The following is a 19,012-nucleotide window of genomic DNA, read 5'->3' on the forward strand; positions in this document are numbered from 1 at the left end:
AGGTGCGGAAAGTAGGCTCTCGACCATGAAACGTGCGGTCGCCCTCCTCGTGGCGCTCATCCTGGCCGGAGTGGGGGCGTGGCTGGCGTGGCCGTCGGCGCCCGACGTGCGCCACAGCGAACAGCGGATAGCCGTGCTCGACGGCCCCTCCGGCGACCAGCGCGTGGAGCTCGACACGACCTTCTACGCGCCGGCCGGCGGCGGGAAGGCCCCCGCCGTGCTGCTCGCCCACGGCTTCGGCGGCAGCAAGGACGGCATGCGCGACCAGGCCGCGCGGCTGGCCCGCGACGGCTACGCCGTGCTCACCTGGTCGGCGCGCGGCTTCGGCCGCTCCACCGGGCAGATCGCGCTCAACTCCCCCGACTACGAGGTCAAGGACGTCAAGCAGCTCGTCGACTGGCTGGCCAAGCGGCCGGAGGTACGGCTCGACGGGCCGGGCGACCCGCGGGTGGGCATCGCCGGCGGCTCGTACGGCGGGTCCATCGCGTTGATGACGGCCGCCTACGACACCCGCGTCGACGCGATCGTCCCGCAGATCACCTGGGCCGACCTGGCCGACGCGCTGTTCCCCGACGCCACCGGCAAGGGGCCGGAGAACGGCGTGTTCAAGCGCATGTGGGCGGGTTTCTTCTTCGGCCGGGGCGGCGGCGAGATCCAGGGCCTGGGCGCGCTGAGCCGGCGCAGCGCCCGGCCGCTGACGGCCGAGGAGGCGCGCTGCGGCCGCTTCACGCCCGAGATCTGCGGCGTCTACCAGCAGGTCGCCCAGACCGGACGGGCCACGCCCGAGGCGATCGCCGTGCTGCGCGCCTCCAGCCCCGTCACCGTGGCCGGCCGCATCAAGGCGCCGACGCTGCTCCTGCAGGGCCAGCGGGACTCGCTGTTCCCGCTCGGCCAGGCCGACGCCAACGCCAGGGCCATCGCCGCCGCCGGCACGCCGGTGAGCGTCGCCTGGTTCGACGGGGGCCACGACGGCGGCAACGGCGAGGAGGACTGGCTGTACGAGCAGACGTCCGCCTGGTTCGGCCGCCACCTCAAGGAGGACGGCTCCCCCGTCGCGCAGCCGTTCACCGTGACCCGCGACGCCGGGCGCGACCCGGGCACCCGCCAGCGCGTCCGGCTGCACCCCGAGACCGGCGCCTACCCCGGCCTCGGCGGCACCGCGGCCACCACCGTCACGCTGAGCGGCCCCGACCAGAACGTCGTCAACCCGCCCGGCGGCGCGCCCGCCGCGATCTCCACGGTGCCGGGCGTCAACGGCCTGCTGGGCGGCGGCGGCCAGACCAACGTGAGCGTGTCGCTCGACATGCCGGGCCAGAGCGCCTCCTTCGACTCCGCCCCTCTCACCGCGCCCCTCCAGCTCACCGGCAGCCCGTCCGTGCGGCTCAAGGTGTCGGGCAAGGGGCAGGTGACGCTGTTCGCCAAGCTCCTCGACGTGGCCGACGGCGTCCAGCCGCCCACGCTGCCCGCCGGGCTGGTCGCGCCGTTCCGGGTGACGATCCCGGAGGGCGCCACCGGCGCCGAGGCGACGGTCACGCTGCCGGCCGTCGACCATCTGTTCGCCGCCGGCCACCGGCTGCGGCTGACGGTGGCGACCACCGACATGGGCTACGCCACGCCGGCCGAGGCGGCCTCCTACCAGGTGGGGCTGGCCTCGCCCGCCCTGGCCGTGCCGACGGTCGCCGCGCTGGAGACGCCCGCGACCGGCGTCGCCTGGTGGGTGTGGGCCATGCCGCTGGCCGGCGTCGCCGTGGCCGTGGTGCTGCTGGCGACGGGGCGCGCCCGCCCCAGGTCCGCGCCGCGGGCCGCCTCCGACCCCGCCTCGGGGGCGGAGGTGCCGCTGGAGATCAGCGGACTCACCAAGGCGTACCGCAACGGCGAGAAGGCCGTGGACGGGCTGTCGTTCCGGGTGGAGCGCGGCCAGGTGCTCGGCCTGCTCGGCCCCAACGGCGCGGGCAAGACCACCACGATGCGGATGATGATGGGCCTCATCCGGCCCGACGGCGGTGAGATCCGCATCTTCGGCGACCCGGTCACGCCGGGCGCGCCGGTGCTGTCGCGGCTGGGCTCGTTCGTGGAGGGGCCCGGATTCCTGCCCCACCTGTCCGGACGGGACAACCTGGAGCTCTACTGGGCGGCGACCGGCCGGCCCGTCGCCGACGCGCACTTCGAGGAGGCGCTGGAGATCGCGGGCCTGGGCAAGGCCCTGGAGCGGGCCGTGCGCACGTACTCGCAGGGCATGCGGCAGCGGCTGGCCATCGCCCAGGCGATGCTCGGCCTGCCCGACCTGCTCGTGCTCGACGAGCCCACCAACGGGCTCGACCCGCCCCAGATCCGGGAGATGCGCGAGGTGCTCAAGCGCTACGCCCGCGACGGCCGCACGGTCATCGTCTCCAGCCACCTGCTGGCGGAGGTGGAGCAGAGCTGCAGCCACGTCGTGGTCATGCACCGGGGCCGCCTGGTGTCGGCCGGGCCGGTGTCCGTGCTCCTCGAAGGAGCCGTGCGGACCAACGGTCACGGGCCCCGCCTCGAAGACGTGTTCCTCGACCTCATCGGAGACAAGTCATGACCGCCTCCCCCAGCCCGGCCGGCGGCCCAGCCAGCCGCGTCGCGCCGTCCCACGCCCCCGGCTACGCGCCGCGCCGCACGCTGCCGCTGCGCGTCGAGATCGTCCGGCAGTTCAAGCGGCGGCGCACGCTGGCCATGTTCGCGCTGCTGCTGGCGCTGCCCTGGGTCCTCGTGCTGGCCTTCCAGCTCGGCCCCCAGGGAGGAGGGGGCCAGCAGCAGGCGGCGCTGCGCATCTCCGACCTGGCGACCGCCGGCGGGCTGAACTTCGCGGCGTTCGTGCTGTCGGTGTCGGCCAACTTCCTGCTCGTGGTGGCGGTCGCGCTGTTCTGCGGCGACACGGTGTCCAGCGAGGCGAGCTGGTCGTCGCTGCGCTACCTGCTGGCCGCGCCGGTGCCGCGCGACCGGCTGCTGCGGCAGAAACTGATCGTGGCGCTCGGCTACTCGGCCACGGCCGTCGTGTGCCTGCCGCTGATGGCGCTGCTCGCGGGCACGCTCGCGTTCGGCTGGCACGACATCCAGGTGCCCGGCACGGGTGAGACGATCGCCGCGCTCGACGTGCTGCCGCGCTTCGGCATCGTCATCGCGTACGCGCTCGTCAGCCAGCTCGTGGTCGCGGCGCTGGCCTTCCTGATCTCGACGGTCACCGACTCGCCGCTCGGCGCGGTGGGCGGGGCCGTGGGGCTGTGGATCGTCAGCACCATCCTGCAGGCCGTGGAGGCGCTGGGGCCGGTGCGGGAGTTCCTGCCGACGTTCTGGAACACCGCGTGGCTGGACGCGCTGGCGCCCGAGCCGGACCTGAGCGGCATGGTGAGGGGCGCGTCGGTGTCGGTCACCTACGCGGCGGTCCTCGTCGCGGTGGCCTTCCGCCGCTTCCGCCACAAGGACGTGGTCAGCTGACGGGCCCTCTCGCCGGGCCCTCTCGCCGGGCCCTCTCGTCCGGCGCGGGAGGGTCAGGCCCAGTGCGGGGGCTTGTTGTCGAGGTAGAAGGCGTCCGGGTCGTCGTCGCGCTCGTCGCCCCAGCCGCGGTCGGTGTCGTCGGACGTCTGCTCCGGGAGAAGTTCACTCACGGCATACATGCTATCGAGGCGTACAAACCTGACCCACAAGGACGCCCGAGCGGCCGGACATCCGCGGACGGCGAGGGTACGATGCCAGGGCAGGTTGTCGCCTACCCCCACGTGAGGCTGCCCATGGCCACCCCGACCGGCTGGCGGCGAGAGGGCAATCTGCCGGCGGAGCTCACGAGCTTCGTGGGACGCACCCGCCTTCTCGCCAACCTCAAGCGGCATCTCGGCGAGTCGCGGCTGGTCACCGTGACGGGGATCGGCGGGGTCGGCAAGTCACGGACGGTGCTGCGGCTGGCCCACCAGGTGCGCACCCAGTTCCAGGACGGCGTCTGGTTCGCCGACCTGGCCCGGCTGCAGGACGCGGGCATGGTCAGGCACACGATCGCCTCCGCGCTGGGCATCGCCGACCAGTCGTCGCGGGCCGCCTCGGAGTCGCTGTCGGAGTGGGTGGCCGACCGCGACATGCTGCTCATCATCGACACTTGCGAGCACCTCGTGCAGAGCTGCGCCGAGCTGGCCGAGGAGCTCCTGGAGAGCAATCCCCGCCTGAAGGTGCTGGCGACCAGCCGCCAGTCACTCCAGCTGCCGTACGAGCATGTGGTGCCGGTGCCGCCGCTGCAGGTGCCCGGCGACGACCCGACGGAGAGCCTGTTCACCAACGAGTCGGTGCAGCTGTTCGCGGCGCGGGCCGGGGCGGTGATGCCCGACTTCCTGCTGGACGAGCGCAACATCGGGGCCGTGGCCGAGCTGTGCCGGCGGCTGGACGGCATCCCGCTGGCCATCGAGCTGGCGGCCGTGCGCCTGCGCGCCCTGTCGGTGGAGCAGATCGTGGAGCTGCTGGCCGACCGCTTCAGCCTGCTGGCGGGGGCGAGCCGTACCGCGCTGCCGCGCCACCAGACGCTGCGCGCGGCGATCGGCTGGAGCCATGAGCTGTGCGACCCGGCGGAGCGGCTGCTGTGGGCGCGGCTGTCGGTGTTCGCCGGCGACTTCGAGCTGGACGCGGCCAGGTTCGTGTGCGCGGACGAGCGGCTGCCCGCCGGGCGGATCACCGACCTGGTGACCGGCCTGGTGGAGAAGTCCGTGCTGATGATCCGGAGCAACCACGCCGGCGTGCGCTACAAGCTGATCGACACGCTCGCCGAGTACGGCGAGGAGTGGCTGGAGAAGCTGGGCGAGCGCGAGCGGATGCGCCAGCGCCACCTGGAGTACTACCTGAGCCTGGCCCAGCGCGGCGAGGACGCCTGGTCCGGTCCCCGGCAGATCTACTGGTTCGTCCGGATGCGCCAGGAGCACGACAACGTCCGCGTCGCCCTGGAGCACGCACTGCGCACGCCCGGCTCGTCGGTGCACGCGCTGACGTTGCTGTCGTCGCTGTGGTTCTTGTGGGTGTGCTGCGGCTTCGCCCGTGAGGGCCGCCTGTACCTGGAGCGCGCTCTGCACGCCAACCCGGGCGTGAGCAAGGAGCGCTGCAAGGCGCTGTGGGTGCTGTCGTACGTGCGCAGCGCCCAGGGCGACAGCGCGGGCGCGCTGGAGGCGGCCGAGAAGTGCAGCGCCGAGGCGGTCCGGGTGGGCGACTCCAGGGCGGTGATCCTGGCCTCCAAGATGCAGGGCACCGCCGCGCTGCTCCAGGGCGACCTGCAGAAGGCGAGCGCGCTGCTGGGCGTGGCCATCGAGTTCAACACCGACAACAAGGAGCTCAACCCGGGTCTGCTGCCCGCGATCGTCGAGCTGTCGCTGGTCCTGTCGTCGCAGGGCGAGCTGTTCGAGGCGGAGTCCCTGCTGCTCGACTGCCTGCAGGTGTGCCGTGAGCGGGGCGAGCTCTGGGTCAGCTCCTACGCGCAGTGGGCGCTGTCGATCACCCGGCTGGCGACCAGGCGGACGACCGAGGCGCTGGAGAGCTCACGCGAGGGCGTGCGGATCAAGCGCCACTTCCACGACACGCTGGGCACGCTGCTGGGGCTGGAGACCATGGCCCGGATCTTCGCCGCCGCGGAGCAGACGACGATGGCGGCGAAGCTGCTGGGCGCGCTCCACCAGAACTGGCGGACGGCCGGCCTGCCGATGCTCGGCGCCCCGTTCCTGACCAGCGACCACGAGCAGTGTGTGAAGGAGTGCCAGAAGGCCTTGGGCGAGGCCGCCTACCGCGCCGCCTTCGACGAGGGCTCACGGCTCGACCTCGACGAGGTGTCCGCGCTCGCGCTGGGCGAGCTGGACGGCCTCGACGGCTGACGCGGCCCCCCGAACGCCGCGCGAGGACCCGTCCGCCGCGTCAGCCGGTGTGCGGCCAGCGGGTGTCCGCGGGCCAGGCGTGCACGTAACGGGCGCTGCCCAGCGAGAACGCGATGTGTCCCCGCACCCAGTTCTCCAGGCCGCGCACGTACCTGCGGACGGGCTGCGACGCCCACTGCTCCAGGGCCGCGCGCCGCGCGACGAACGCGGTGATCGCCGCCTCGTGCATGCGCGCCACCTCCTCCAGCGCCGCCTGCAGGGTGAGGTCCCGATGGGTGGCCAGCACCGTGACGAGGTTGTGCCGGGCCTTGTCCCGGTCGCGCTCCTTGGCGTACGAGAGCAGGTCGTTGTCCCAGCCGATGAGGTCGCACGCGAGGTCGGACAGGGCGCGCACGTCCGGATGGTGCCACTCCTCCGCTTCGAGCCGGTAGCCGCCGCCCACGTCGATGAGCGCGAAGCAGGTGAAGGTGGCTCCGGTGATGCGGCGCATCAGGATGTAGTCGTCCGGGGTGGGGATCAGGTCGACCTCGCGGTTGGCCGCCTCCCAGATCTGGGCGAACAGGTACTCCTTCACCGTGATGCGCCACCGGTCCACCTGCGCCGGCGTGGCGTACTCGGAGATGCGGTGGAGGAGCTCGTCGAGGGCGACCCCGAACGGGTCGGCGGGGTCGGGCTTCCTGCGGCAGTCGACGATCTCCAGCATCGGCGGCAGGGCCCGGGCCAGCGCCGAGGCGCGGGAGCCCATCAGCTCGCCCTCGCAGAAGGCGTCGTCGAACGCGAACAGCCAGTTGTACCAGTCGTTGATCAGCCGGAGGCTGTCGCGGGGGACGGCCGGGTTGGTCCGCGCGGCCAACAGGCCGATCTGGGAGCGCCGGAAGTGCTCGATCGTGTCGGTGCCGGCGAGCATGCCGGAGGCGGCCAGCCAGGCGTGGCTCTCCGCGTCGACCTCCGTGGCGTGCACGTTGATCTCGCTGGGGAACGGGCATGGCAGCGGAGGGATGCGAAGGGGTCGCCTCGTGAAGGGACGCGCAGAAGTAGCCACGCCTACAGCATGACGAGGGACAGTCCGAAAGACCACAGTAGATTACTTCAATGCCATTTCAGCGTATTTTTCCCATTTAGCACTATTCGCCCATTTGACGGAGCCATTCGAGAAATTCGCCATTAGGGAGCATACGGGCCGTGTCCTCCGCGGACGGGCGCCCGGCCCTCGGATCAGCCCCCGCGTCGAGCAGTGCCCTGACCACGGCCGACTCCTTCCTGAACACGGCGTCCGCCAGCGGCGTCCGGCCACGCTCGTCGGCCCGGTCCGGATCGGCGCCGTGCCCGGCGAGCATGCGCACGGTCTCGGCGTGACCATGACAGGCCGCCAGCATCAGCAAAGTGTCACCTTTGCCGTTGGTGAGGTCGGCGGGCACCCCGGCTTCCACGTAGGCGCGCAGAGTTTCCGTCTCACCCCTCCTGGCCAGGTCGAACAGCTTGGCCGTGAGCTCGTCGAGCTCCGGATCCCCGTCCATGTGTCCCATTCTGCCTCGATAGGGTGCCGTGGACGGAATCGTTCCGGCTCGCCGTGGGTTTCAGGAGAGAGTAGCTAGGGAAAGGCTGTCCAAACGTGTTCGACCCGACGGATCTCTACAAGCTGGCCGACGACGTGCCGGAGCCGGCCGATCCGGTGCTGCTCTACCACTTCGAGGGCTTCGTGGACGCCGGCGGCGCCGGGCGGCTCGCGCTGGCCCACGTGCTCGCCGAGCTGGAGCACGAGGTGGTGGCCAGGTTCGACGTCGACCGCCTGCTCGACTACCGCTCCCGCCGGCCCGTCATGACGTTCGACACCGACCGGTGGGTGTCCTACGAGACCCCCGAGCTGGCCCTGTACGCGGTGAAGGACTCCACCGGCGCGCCGTTCCTGGTGATGAGCGGGCCCGAGCCGGACCGCGAGTGGGAGCTGTTCGCCCGGGCCGTGGGCACGCTGGCCGAGCGGCTGGGCGTCAGCAGGTTGATCACCGTCCACGGCATCCCGATGGCCGTGCCGCACACCCGTCCCCTCGGCGTCACCCCGCACGCCAGCCGTCCGGAGCTGCTCAACGCCGACCAGACCAGCTCGTTCGGCCGGGTGCAGGTGCCCGGCAGCGCCGCCGCGCTCATCGAGTACCGCCTGGGCGCCGAGGGCCGCGACGCGCTCGGGTACGCGGTGCACGTGCCGCACTACCTGGCGCAGGCGGAGTACCCCCAGGCCGCCGTGACGGCGCTGGAGGCGGTCACCCGGAGCACCGGGCTGGTGTTCCCCATGGACGCGCTGCGCGAGGCGGCGCGGCGCACCACGGCCGAGATCGAGGAGCAGATCCAGGCGTCGACCGAGCTGTCGACCGCCATCGCGGGGCTGGAGCAGCAGTACGACGCGTTCGCCGGCGGCGCGGACCGGGAGAACCTCATCGCCGAGGCGGCGCAGATGCCCACCGGCGACGAGCTGGCCGCCCAGTTCGAGCGCTTCCTGGCCGAGCGCGACGACGAGTAGCGCGACGACCGGCGGCGGAGGGACAGGGGGGCCGGCCGGCACCGGTTAGGCTGGCTCGATGAGCGACATCCGGGTCGGCCTGGTCGGATACGGCACGGCGGGCGCGTACTTCCACGCGCCGCTGATCCACGCCGCCGAGGGCCTGACGTTGTCGGCAGTGGTGACCCGCGACGCCGATCGCGCCGCCGACGCCTCCGCCCGCTACGGCGCGACAGCCGTGCCCGGCACCGACCGGCTCTGGGAGCTGTGCGACCTCGTCGTCGTGGCCTCGCCCAACCGCACCCACGTGCCGCTCGCCACCGAGGCGCTCACGCGCGGCAAGCCGGTCGTCGTGGACAAGCCGCTCGCGCGCACCGCCGCCGAGGCCCGGGAGCTCGCCGAGCTGGCCGCCCGGCGCGGCCTCATGCTCACCGTGTTCCAGAACCGCCGCTGGGACGGCGACTACCTCACCGTGCGGGAGCTGGTGAAGGGCGGCGCGCTGGGCGAGGTCCACCGGTTCGAGTCGCGCTTCGAGCGCTGGCGGCCACGGCCCAAGGGCGGCTGGCGCGAGACGGGCGGCGAGGAGGAGATCGGCGGCCTGCTCTACGACCTCGGCAGCCACCTCGTCGACCAGGCCGTCCAGCTCCTCGGCCCGGTGCGCGAGGTCTACGCCGAGAGCGACGTGCGGCGCGCGGGCGTCTCCGGCGACGACGACACCTTCCTGGCCCTCACCCATGCCGGCGGCGCCCGGTCCCACCTGTGGGCGAGCGCGCTGGCCGCCCGGCCCGGCCCCCGGTTCCGGGTGCTCGGCTCGCTGGCCGCGTACGTGAAGGACGGCCTGGACGTGCAGGAGGAGCGGCTGCGAGCCGGGCTGGCGCCCGGCTCGGCGGGGTTCGGCGAGGAGCCCGAGGAGCGCTGGGGCACCCTCGGCACCGACGAGCGACAGGGCCTGGTGCCCACGCTGCCCGGCGCCTACCTCGACTTCTACCGGGGCGTGGCCGCCTGCCTGCGCGACGGGGCGCCGCCGCCGGTCACGCCGGAGAGCGTGACGGAGGCGCTGGCCGTCCTGGAGGCGGCCCGCCGCTCGGCGGCCGGGCGCACGGTCGTCACCCTCGCCTGAGGAAGCCGTCCGGACCACGCCGGGAACGGCCGGGTGGCGACCGGGTCAGTCACGCAGGCGGGCGCGCATGGCCCGGGTGTCCTCGTCCGTCCAGCCGTGCGCCGCCAGCCACCCCATCGGCCCGCCGAAGCGCTCGTCCAGCACCGACAGGAACTGCTGGATGTAGCGGGGCCTCGGCATGTGGTCGTCGGCCGGCCGCGAGTCGAGGTCGTCGCGGTACGTGGCGCTGGAGCGCAGCCGCCGCAGCACCAGCTCCAGCCGCTCTCCCGTCGCCGCGTAGTCCTCCACGATCGCCTGCCGGGTGACGCCGGCCGTCTCCAGGGCCAGCGCCGACAGCACGCCGGTGCGGTCCTTGCCGGCCGCGCAGTGCACCACGGCCGCGCCGTCGTCCAGCATCATGGCCCGCAGCGCGGCCACCACCGAGTCGGGCCGGTCGCGCAGATAGCCGTAGTAGAACCCGGTCATCCGCAGGTCCTCGTCGAGCTGGCGCTCCTGCCAGGGCAGCACCTTGTCGGCGTCGATGGTGTCCGCCTCGACGTCCGTGTGCGTGCCGCCCTCGGCGAACAGCGTCAGGTGGTGGTGGGTCACCTCGGGCATCCGGGCGAGCGGGCCGGGGCCCTCCAGGGTGACCTCGGCCGTCGAGCGGAGGTCCACGACGTGGCGCAGCTTGAGCTCGCCGACCAGGTGCGACACGTCGCGGTGTGTGAGCCCCTGGAGGTTGTCCGACCGCAAGATCCGGCCGTAACGGGTGACGCCTCCGTCGACGGTGGGCAGACCGCCCAGGTCGCGGACGTTGACGGCGCCTTCCAGGTCGATCCATCTCGTCATCGCGTTCATCGCTTAGACCCTATATGTCTGCCGATCCTCAGCGGATTCAACGTTCATAACGCAACATGAACGTATGGATCAACGCGCTCTGCCTCCCCGGCTGGTGATCGATCCATCACTGCCCCGGGACGTCTGGGCCCGGCTGTGGTCGGCTCCTCACCTCCTCCGCATGGCCAGGACCGGCACCGAGCCCGCGCCCGCGCGCCGCAATGTGCTGCCCTACCTGCTCCCCGGCGTCGGCCTGCTGGTCTTGCTGGTCCTGCTCGTCGCCGGCGTCTCCGCCGCGACGTTCGCCGCCGCGGGCGGCGCGGCCAGCCTCGGCATGATCGCGCTGACCCGCGAGCTCACCGTGGCGGCGGACCGGCGGGACGTGCGGCAGCGGGTGCTCCTGGCCCGCCAGTACGCCGCCCACTACGTGCTGCCGGAGGACCTCGACTACCCGTGCCAGCGGCTGCTGCGCCGCGCGCAGGACGCCGTGGACGCCGTCCTGTGCTCCGCGGTGCACCGGGCAGGACTGATCGACACCATCGACAACCAGGTGACGCTGCCCGAGGAGGTGTGGCAGATCGCCCACCGGCTGTCGCGGCTCTCGGCCATGCACGCCGAGCACCGCAAGCTCGTCCCCCGCGTCCTGCCCTCCGGTCTGGAGGACGCGTTCCGGCCGTACTCGACGGCCCTCGACGCGGCGTGGACGTCGCTGTCGAAGCGGGTACGGCACCTGGAGCAGTACGCCCGGCAGGTGACCCACGCCGACCAGGTGTTCCACGCGCACCGGAAGCTGGAGACGCTGGCCGCCCGCACCCCCGACTACCAGCGCCTCATCGCCGACACCGTGCGCGACGACCTGGCGCGCCGGCACATCAGGGAACTGGAGGAGCAGGCGCGGCAGGTGCGCCGGCTGTTCGAGGAGAGCATCCTGCAGGCGCGCCGCACCGCGGGCGAGCTCCTCAGGACCCCGCTCACCTGAAGCGCTCCCGGGAACCACGCGGCCGCCCGGCCTTCCCCGCGGCCTCGGCCTGGGTCAGCCTTCCGCGCGGCGCAGGAGCTCCAGGGTGCGGCGCATGCCGGCCTCGTTGCCGAGGCTGCGGTAGATCTCCCGCGCCTCGCGCAGCGGGCCGACCGCCGACGCCGCGCCGCCCGCGTCGAGGTGCGCCTCGCCGAGGTGGCGCAGGCTGAGCGCCATCCACCACCGGTCGTCCAGCTCCTCGAACGCCTCCACGGCGCGGCGCAGCTCCCGCTCCGACTCCTCGACACGGCCCAGCCGGGCCAGCGCCCGCCCGGCGGACAGGGCGGTGCGGGCCACCCCCCACGAGTCGCCGAGCGCCGCGAGGATGTCCTCCGCGCGCCGGACGTACTCCAGCTCGCGCAGCCCGTTGGCGGGATCGCCCACCTCGCCCGCGGCGCGCAGGCAGCGCGCCTCCTCCCACAGCTCCCCTCGCTGCCGGAACATCTCCGCGGCCCGGCTCAGGCTGTGCCCGGCCCGGGTGAAGCCGTCGAGCGCGGCCCGGTGCTCGCCCTCCCTGCGCAGACCGCGCGCCTGGGCGGCGAGCACCTCCCCGTAGGCGCGCAGCGTCTGCGCCTCGGAGTACCGGTGGCCCGAGCGCTCGAACACGGCCAGCGAGTCCTCCAGCAGCTCCCTGGCCTCCTCCGGCCGCCGCTCGGCCAGCCGCAGCTCGGCCAGGTTGCGCTGGGTGCGGGCCATCCACCACTGGTCGTCCTCCGCCCGGAACGCGGCTATCGCCCCCGCCAGGTGCTCCTGGGCGCGGTCGAGGTGGCCGTCGGAGAACAGCGACATGCCGATGGCCCGGCTGGCGCGCGCCGCCCACCACGTCTCGCCGAGCTCCACGAAGATCTCCAGCGCCCGCTCGGCGTCCACACGGCCCGCCTCGTGGGCGCCCAGCCCGCCCTGCACGGCGGCGCGGTCCAGCAGGGAGATACCGAGCGCGCGCCGGTCACCGGTGCGCAGCGCGGCCTCGCAGCCCAGCTCGGCGACCTCCCGCCAGTCGGACCAGTAGGCGCGCAGCGAGTGGCACAGCGAGCAGAACGCCCGGGCCAGGCCCCAGGTCAGCTCCCACAGCTCGTGCCGCCGGGCCAGCTCGGCCAGGGCGACGAGGCTGAGCCGCTCGGCGTTCAGCCAGTCGCCGGCGTGGACCTGGCCCCCGGCGCTGGAGCGGCGGCCGCCCTTGCTCCAGTCCTGCGGCCAGCGGTCCTGGGCGGCGGCCTCGGCGCGGCGGCGGTAGCCCGACAGGACCCGCTCGACGGCGTCGCGCCGCCGGCCCTCGTCCTCCTCGGCGGCCGGCTCGGCGGCGAAGACGCGGACCAGGTCGTGCAGCCGGTAGCGCATGGTGCCGGTCTGGTCGGTTCCCGAGCACTCGGCGAGCTGGGCGTCGATGAGCGCCTCCAGCTGGTCGGCGCCGTCGAGCACGGAGATGTCGAGCAGCTCGCCCGCCACCCAGCCGGGCACGTCGGGCGAGGTGAGCTCGGACAGCAGGCGCAGCAGGCGGCGCTGCATGCCGGTGCAGTGGTCGTAGCTGAGCTGGACGGAGGCGCGGACGCTCTTGTCCACGGTCGGGGCGAGCTCCAGCTGGTCGAGGATGCGGCGCTCGTCGTCCAGCCGGTTCGCCATCTCGCGCAGCGTCCACTGCTCGCGGGTGGCCAGCCGGCCTCCGCAGATGCCGATGGCCAGCGGCAGGCGGTCGCACAGCCGGACGATCTCCTTGGCGGCGTCCAGGTCGTCGACCACGCGGGCGCTGCCGGCCAGCCGGGCCAGCAGCTCCACCCCCTGCGCCTCGCTGAACACGCCGAGCCGCGTGTCGTACGTGCCGTTGAGGAACAGCGGCCGGCGCGAGGTGACCAGCACCGCGCAGCCGGGCTCGGCCGGGATGAGCGGCTTGACCTGGTCGGGGCTGTGCGCGTTGTCGAGACCGATGAGGATGCGGCGGCCCTTGGTCCAGGTGAGCCAGAGCCGCCGCAGCTCGTCCAGGCCGCCGGGGTCGGTGGTGAGCCGGACGCCGAGCGCGCGCAGGAACCCGATCAGCACCTCCTCCGGGCGCACCGGGGCGTCCACGCCGCCGCGCAGGTCGGCGTGCAGCCGCCCGTCGGGGAACCAGCCGGCGACCTCCTGGCCGAACCGGGACATGAGCGCGGACTTGCCGACGCCGCCCCTGCCGTACACGGACACGACGAGCGGCGGTGTGACGTCACTGGCCCTGCGGCGGGCGGCGAAGACGTCGCGCAGCTCGGCCAGCGCCTCGGCGCGGCCGGTGAAGTGCTCGGGCACGGGCGGCCACTGGTCGGGCGCGCGGGTGGCGGCGGCGTCGCCCCTCGGCAGCGCCTTGGGTTTGGACTCGGTGGTGGCCCAGGTCGTCAGGCCGACGAGGAGCGCGGCGCCGGCCGTCACGCCGATCTTGGCGACCGACGGGATCTCCCACTCCAGGGAGGCGGCCAGGATGCTGGCGGCGGCCGCGGCCAGGCCCGCCGCGACGGGCGCGGCCAAGGGGATCCGGCGGCGCCGCGGCTCCGGCTTGTCCGGCGGCTGCCCTGTCAAGGAGACCTCTCTTTCCGTGCCTTCTCGCAAGGGTTCGTGGCTTCGGGTGGAACGGGGTACGGCCGGGCGCCGGCCGTACCCCGCGACGGGGTCAGAGACCGATCACGTGGCAGGTGGCCGTGGCCGTCCTGGCCGGGTCGCTCTCCGAGGTGGCGGTGAGCGTGACGGTGGCCAGCCGGTCGCCGCCGGAGGCGCGCACCGCGTTGACGGTCACACCGGCCTGCTTGCCGAACGCGACCGACGCCAGCTCGTTCGGGAGCTGGGCGGTCCAGCCCTTGCCCTTGACCTCGGCCTTGAGCCGGTAGACGTCGGAGCCGAGGTAGGCGCTGACGTCCTCGGGATGCTGTCCCCGCGCCGGCGCGGCCCTGCCGGTGTTGAGCAGCGGGAAGGAGCACCGGGACACGTTCTTGCCGGCCGGGACCCCGGCGCCCGGCAGCACGCGGACGCCGCGCCTCTGCGGGCCGGCGCCGTCGAGCGAGCGCACCGCCACCGTGTACGACAGCACGCCCTGGCGGTCGCGCTTGACGTCGGTGACGTAGAAGTGCAGGCGGTTGGCCTGGTCGGCGAACTCGTACTCGCTGCCCGAGCCGGTGCCCGCGTGGAACAGCGCGTCGGAAAGCTGCCGGTAGTCGCCCATGGTGATCGGCACCTTGGTGCCGTCGGGCAGCACGTAGTCGGTCATCCCGATGTCCTGCGGGTTGGCGTCGACCACCCAGATGAACGGCGCCCGGTCCTGGTCCTTGGTCTTGGCCAGCAGCACGCCGGAGTCGGGGGTGAAGGAGTCGGTGCCCATCCGGTCGACGACCTCGACGGTGTAGTTGTCGTAGCCGCCGCCGTCGCACAGCGGGTCGGTCCTGGCGTCGCAGGCGGGGCTCTTGTCGCCGCTGCCGAACGCGATGTTCAGGCCCATGAGCCCGTCCTGGCCGGGCCGCACGGCGCGGGCCGTCACCCGGGCGGTCACGAGGCCCGACTCGGCGAGCGCGTCGCGGGACAGGCTCAGCACGTTGCGGTCGTCGACCATCTCCAGCTTGATCTTGTTGCGCAGCATGTGCTGGGCGCCCATGGAGGAGCCGGACGTGGGCGGGATCAGCCAGCGGCTGTGCGGGCCGCCGGGGCCGTTGAACGTGCCGCGGCTCAGCATCTCCCAGATGCCGGAGTACGAGCGGCGCAGCGGCGTGCCGTACGGGTTGTTGTAGTTGTCGGCGACGCCCATGATGTGGCTCAGCTCGTGGGCGTAGACGGACATGCCGGAGCTCTCGGCCTGGACCGAGTCGACGCCGAAACGGGCGTTCGGCCAGAACGTCGAGCCGGCCTGCCAGGACGTCCAGTCGACGTAGCGGGTCCTGGACGAGTTGGGCAGGGCCGGGTCCGGCGGGCCCCACTCGTCCGGCACGGACTCCTTGGTCGGGAACTTCATCATCCCGAACTCCTGCCAGGTGGACGACTCGTCCTGACCGGCGCTCAGGTAGAAGACGAAGTCGAACTGCTTGGCGGTCTCCTCGCCGACCGCGGCCAGCCAGGCGGCGTTGCCGTCGGCGCGCAGGTTGCGGTTGCAGGTGTCGCCGGCCGGGCACGCGTCCGCCTGGTACTCCATGGCGTACTCGTGGTCCTTGCCGGGCATCGTGTACGGGCCGAAGCCGGTCAGCTCGACGCCGACGCGGCCTCCGGAGTCCTCCATCCAGTACTCGTGGATGGTGTGACCCTTGTTGAGGTCGTTCGGGGTGTTGAGGAAGTCCTGGTAGAACTTGGCGACCTGGTCGCGGGGGACGTCGTGGGCCTCGGCGCTCGGGTTCTGGAAGATGGTCGAGCCCTTGGGCTGGGTGACCACGAACGGCTGGTGGGGGTAGTCCAGCAGCACCAGGGCGCCCTTGAAGGTGCGCTTGGAGCCCTTGACCGCCGGGTCGTTCCAGCTCGTGCCGGGCGCCTTCTTGTAGTCCGCCCACGTCATGTGGTCGGGGTTCTCCCAGTTCTGCGGGTCGATCGGCGCGATGTCGGCGGTGGGCCGGGCGCGCAGCTCCTGCGCGTCGGGGCCGTCCTGCTGCCACGGCTGCGTCTGGGGCCACTGGGCCCGGCGCCAGGGGAGGTCGGGGTCGTCGGTGGGGGGCGCGGCGGAAGCGGGGGTCGCCATCAGGCTCACCGGTACGAGCACCAGGGCGGTCAGGAGACCTCGTAACAGCTTCTTCGGGGCGTTCACGGATGGGACGCTATAGGCGATGTTGACAGAGATCATCGCGCAGTTGTAGGGAAGACCTGTAGCAAGTCTTCCGACATATGTTGAAATGCCCAGGTGAGACGTGGCGGCCCTGCAGCAGAGCGTGGACGACCTCGCCGCGCGCCTCGGACATCCCCTGCTGGTGGAGGACCGGCTGCACCGGGTGCTCGCGCACAGCGAGCAGACCGGCGCCATGGACGACGTCCGCCGCGACTCGATCCTGCGCCGCCGCGCCGCGCCTGAGGCCCGCCGCTGGCTGGCCGCCGCCGGGATCCACGACGCGCCCGGCCCCCTGCGGGTCCCGGGCGCGCCCGGCCTCGGGCTGCTGCCGCGGGTGTGCGTCCCGGTACGGCACGACGGCGGGCTGCTGGGTTTCCTGTGGTTCATCGACGCCGAGCCGGCCCTGACGGAGGCGCAGGTGGCCGAGGCCGCGGCGGCGGCCCCCGCGCTGGGCCTGACGCTGCTGCACGAGAGCCTGGCCGCGGGACTGCCCGCGCACCGGGAGCTGGAGGCGGTGGCGGGGCTGATGCTCGGGGAGCACGACGCCGCCCGCCGCCTCGTCGAGGCGGGCGCCTTCCCCCGCGCCCAGCCGGTGACGGCCCTGGTCGCCCGCCCCCTTCCGCGCCCCGCCGCCGGGGGAGCGCCGACTGACGGGGGCGCGCCGTCCGGCGGGGAGGCCGGGGCGGCGCTGGAGCAGGGCGCCCTGACGCTGCGGCGGCGCCTGACCGGCCACCACCCGCTGCACCTGGTCCGCCACGACCACGTCGTCCTGCTGATCGCCGCCGGCGGCCCCGCGGGCGGCGGGGTCTCGAGCAGCGGGGTCTCGAGCAGTGGGGTCTCGGGCGGCGGGGTCTCGGGCGGTCCTGGCGAGTCCGGGGCGCCGGCGGCGCTCGCCACGGCCGAGGAGCTGCACGCGGCCATGCCCGTCCCGGTCACCGTCGGCGTCGGACGGCCCCGGCCCGCCCTGGACGGGGCCGCCGCCTCGTACGCCGAGGCCCGGCACGCCGCCGAGGTGGCCGCCCGGGTGCCCGCCACCGGCCGGACGGCGGAGTGGACCCGGCTCGGCGTCTACCGGATGCTCACCCACCTGCCGGGCCACGACCTGCACCCCGGCCTAGAACCCCTCCTGGGCGACGACCAGCACCTCCCCCTGCTGGAGACCCTGGAGGCGTACCTCGACCTGGCGGGCAGCGCGGTGGCCACGTCGCGGGCGCTTCGCCTGCACCGCACCTCCCTCTACTACCGGCTGCAGCGCGTGGAGGAGCTGGCCGGCACCGACCTGAAGGACGGCGGCGAGCGGCTGGCCCTGCACCTGAGCCTCAAGCTGGCCCGGCTGTCGGGCCGCTACCGCCCGAGAGGCTCGCATCCCGGCGGCTGATTGCGCCCCCGGCCACGGTCACGTTTAATACCAAAAGGGGAGATTTGACGGGAGCCGAGATGCCGCGTGGGAAGCGTGCCGGACCGCTCCTCGGCAGGCGCGCACCCGTCCCGATCATCCTGCACTCCGCTCCCCTGGTGCTGCCGATCACCACGGAGCCGATCCGCGACGGCGGCGTGGCCGTCCGCGGCGACCGCGTGCTCCAGGTCGGCCCGCGTGCCGAGCTGCTCGCGTACTTCCCGATCTCCGAGGAGCGGCGCTGGCCCGGGATGATCGTGGCCGGCCTGGTGGACGCCTGCTCCGGCCCCGGCGCCCCCGCTCCGGGCGTGACGGCACGGGCCGAGATCGTCACCGCCCCCGCCGGCCAGCACGCGCTGGCGGGTGTCTCGTACGTCGAGGTGGCGTGCGCGTCGGAGGAGGAGTGGGAGCGGACCGGACGCGACGCGGTCATCACCGCCATGAGGGAGCTCGACCGGCCGGTCGGCGTCGCGCCGCGCACGCCCGACCCACAGGTGCTGGAGGACGTGGCGGTGCTGGCCCGGACGTTCGGGCTGCGCCTGCTGGCCGACCTCGGCTACCACTCCCCCGCCGCGCTGGACGAGGCGGGCGCCCTCGGACCGCACTGCCACGTGGCCCGCGCCCGCCCGCTGGACCCCGGCGAGCGCAAGCTGCTGCGCCTGCGCGGCACACCGGTGACGATCTGCCCCGCACCCGGTGAGGCGCTCGACGACGTGCCGGCGCTGCTGGACGAGGGCGACCGCGTGGCGTTCGGCACGGGCCCCGCCCCGTCGGGCCCCGGCCTGCTCGAACAGGCGCGCGCCGTGCGGGAGCGCGTCCGTGCCACCGGCGCCCGGACACGGGGGCTCGACCGCAGGCTCGTGGAGGCGCTCACGCTGGGCGGGGCCGGGGCACTCGGCATGGACGGCGGCGTGGGCCGGATCGGGTCGCTCGGGCCGGGCGGCCGCGCCGACTTCGCGGTGTTCGACGCGCGCGGACGCTATCCGTACTCCGCCCTCCTGACATGCCCGCCGTGCCTGGCCACGGTCACCGGCGGCCGGACCGGGCCACGCCGGCCCTGAGCCGGCTCCCGGACCGGGCCGCCCGAACCGGGCGACCCGGGACGGCGCTACCTGAACTGGGCCTCCACCACGCCGAGCAGCTCCTTGAGCTGGTCGCGCTGCTCTCCCGTGAGCACCGCGAACAGGTCCTGCCCCGCCTGCCTGCGCGCCTCGCGGGCGCGCTCGTACACCTCCTGGCCGGCGTCCGTGATGACCACCAGCGTCGAGCGCCGGTTGGCGGGGTCCACCTCCCTGCGCACCAGCCCCGCCTCCTCCAGAGCGTCGATGACGGGGGTCACGGAGCGCGGCACGATCCGGAGCTGGTCGGCGAGCTGCACCATGCGAAGCGGCCGGCCCGCGTCGATGAGCGCGCGCAGCGCCCGCGCCTGCCCGGGGGTAAGCCCGAGGGGCTCCAGCCGGTTGAGGTAGCCGTGCCGCAACCGGCGGGTGACCAGGTGCAAGAGCTCGGACAGCTCCACGTCGTCCATGGCCCAAGCTTAGAGTCGGGAACAAA

14 protein-coding genes are annotated in these 19,012 nt (G+C 73.6%); 8 read left to right on the forward strand and 6 right to left on the reverse strand.

Annotation, left to right across the window (positions count from 1 at the left end; all coding sequences use genetic code 11):
* Positions 1-25: 25 nt before the first annotated feature.
* From AB0H64_RS12625 to AB0H64_RS12635, 3 genes are all read left to right on the forward strand, one after another.
* Positions 26-2,566: a CocE/NonD family hydrolase gene (locus AB0H64_RS12625; RefSeq protein WP_357623273.1), complete on the forward strand. Its 2,541-nt coding sequence runs from the start codon at positions 26-28 to the stop codon at positions 2,564-2,566.
* Positions 2,563-3,462, forward strand: a complete 900-nt coding sequence (locus AB0H64_RS12630; RefSeq protein WP_357623275.1) for an ABC transporter permease — start codon at positions 2,563-2,565, stop codon at positions 3,460-3,462. The genes AB0H64_RS12625 and AB0H64_RS12630 overlap by 4 nt, the downstream gene beginning before the upstream one ends.
* Before the next feature lie 281 nt (positions 3,463-3,743).
* Complete coding sequence (locus tag AB0H64_RS12635) at positions 3,744-5,861, forward strand: AAA family ATPase (protein WP_357623277.1); 2,118 nt, start codon at positions 3,744-3,746, stop codon at positions 5,859-5,861.
* A 40-nt stretch (positions 5,862-5,901) separates the two neighbouring features.
* Here AB0H64_RS12635 and AB0H64_RS12640 read toward each other — a convergent pair whose 3' ends face one another.
* On the reverse strand, positions 5,902-6,822 hold the full coding sequence (locus AB0H64_RS12640) for a hypothetical protein (protein ID WP_357623278.1): 921 nt from the start codon (positions 6,820-6,822) through the stop codon (positions 5,902-5,904).
* 163 nt (positions 6,823-6,985) lie between these two features.
* Positions 6,986-7,378 carry an ankyrin repeat domain-containing protein gene (locus AB0H64_RS12645; protein ID WP_357623279.1) on the reverse strand — a complete coding sequence of 131 codons (393 nt, stop codon included), beginning with the start codon at positions 7,376-7,378 and terminating at the stop codon, positions 6,986-6,988.
* Positions 7,379-7,473: 95 nt separating this feature from the next.
* Between AB0H64_RS12645 and AB0H64_RS12650 the strand changes: the two genes are divergently transcribed.
* Positions 7,474-8,376, forward strand: a complete 903-nt coding sequence (locus AB0H64_RS12650) for a PAC2 family protein (protein ID WP_357623281.1) — start codon at positions 7,474-7,476, stop codon at positions 8,374-8,376.
* A gap of 58 nt (positions 8,377-8,434) precedes the next feature.
* Positions 8,435-9,475: a Gfo/Idh/MocA family oxidoreductase gene (locus AB0H64_RS12655; protein WP_357623282.1), complete on the forward strand. Its 1,041-nt coding sequence runs from the start codon at positions 8,435-8,437 to the stop codon at positions 9,473-9,475.
* A gap of 45 nt (positions 9,476-9,520) precedes the next feature.
* Here the strand turns inward: AB0H64_RS12655 and AB0H64_RS12660 are convergent, their stop codons facing one another.
* Positions 9,521-10,312 carry a tyrosine-protein phosphatase gene (locus AB0H64_RS12660; RefSeq protein WP_357623283.1) on the reverse strand — a complete coding sequence of 264 codons (792 nt, stop codon included), beginning with the start codon at positions 10,310-10,312 and terminating at the stop codon, positions 9,521-9,523.
* A 64-nt stretch (positions 10,313-10,376) separates the two neighbouring features.
* Here AB0H64_RS12660 and AB0H64_RS12665 point away from each other — a divergent pair, with 64 nt between their 5' ends.
* Positions 10,377-11,270 (forward strand): hypothetical protein, encoded by an 894-nt coding sequence (locus AB0H64_RS12665; protein ID WP_357623285.1) that lies wholly within the window; start codon positions 10,377-10,379, stop codon positions 11,268-11,270.
* A 54-nt stretch (positions 11,271-11,324) separates the two neighbouring features.
* On the opposite strand, the gene AB0H64_RS12670 is transcribed toward AB0H64_RS12665, so the two are convergent.
* Positions 11,325-13,850, reverse strand: coding sequence for a tetratricopeptide repeat protein (locus AB0H64_RS12670; protein WP_357623287.1), 2,526 nt, complete (start codon positions 13,848-13,850; stop codon positions 11,325-11,327).
* Positions 13,851-13,941: 91 nt separating this feature from the next.
* A complete protein-coding gene (locus tag AB0H64_RS12675; RefSeq protein ID WP_357623289.1) occupies positions 13,942-16,044 on the reverse strand; it encodes a M6 family metalloprotease domain-containing protein in 2,103 nt (700 codons plus the stop codon).
* 100 nt (positions 16,045-16,144) lie between these two features.
* Between AB0H64_RS12675 and AB0H64_RS12680 the strand changes: the two genes are divergently transcribed.
* Together AB0H64_RS12680 and AB0H64_RS12685 are read left to right on the forward strand one after the other, a co-directional pair.
* Positions 16,145-17,440 carry a helix-turn-helix domain-containing protein gene (locus AB0H64_RS12680; protein ID WP_357623290.1) on the forward strand — a complete coding sequence of 432 codons (1,296 nt, stop codon included), beginning with the start codon at positions 16,145-16,147 and terminating at the stop codon, positions 17,438-17,440.
* Positions 17,441-17,499: 59 nt separating this feature from the next.
* Positions 17,500-18,519: an amidohydrolase family protein gene (locus AB0H64_RS12685; protein ID WP_357623292.1), complete on the forward strand. Its 1,020-nt coding sequence runs from the start codon at positions 17,500-17,502 to the stop codon at positions 18,517-18,519.
* A gap of 47 nt (positions 18,520-18,566) precedes the next feature.
* Here the strand turns inward: AB0H64_RS12685 and AB0H64_RS12690 are convergent, their stop codons facing one another.
* Positions 18,567-18,986, reverse strand: coding sequence for a MarR family transcriptional regulator (locus AB0H64_RS12690; protein WP_357623293.1), 420 nt, complete (start codon positions 18,984-18,986; stop codon positions 18,567-18,569).
* Positions 18,987-19,012 lie beyond the last annotated feature (26 nt).

This window comes from Nonomuraea sp. NPDC050733 (assembly GCF_040654215.1).
Lineage (GTDB): Bacteria > Actinomycetota > Actinomycetes > Streptosporangiales > Streptosporangiaceae > Nonomuraea.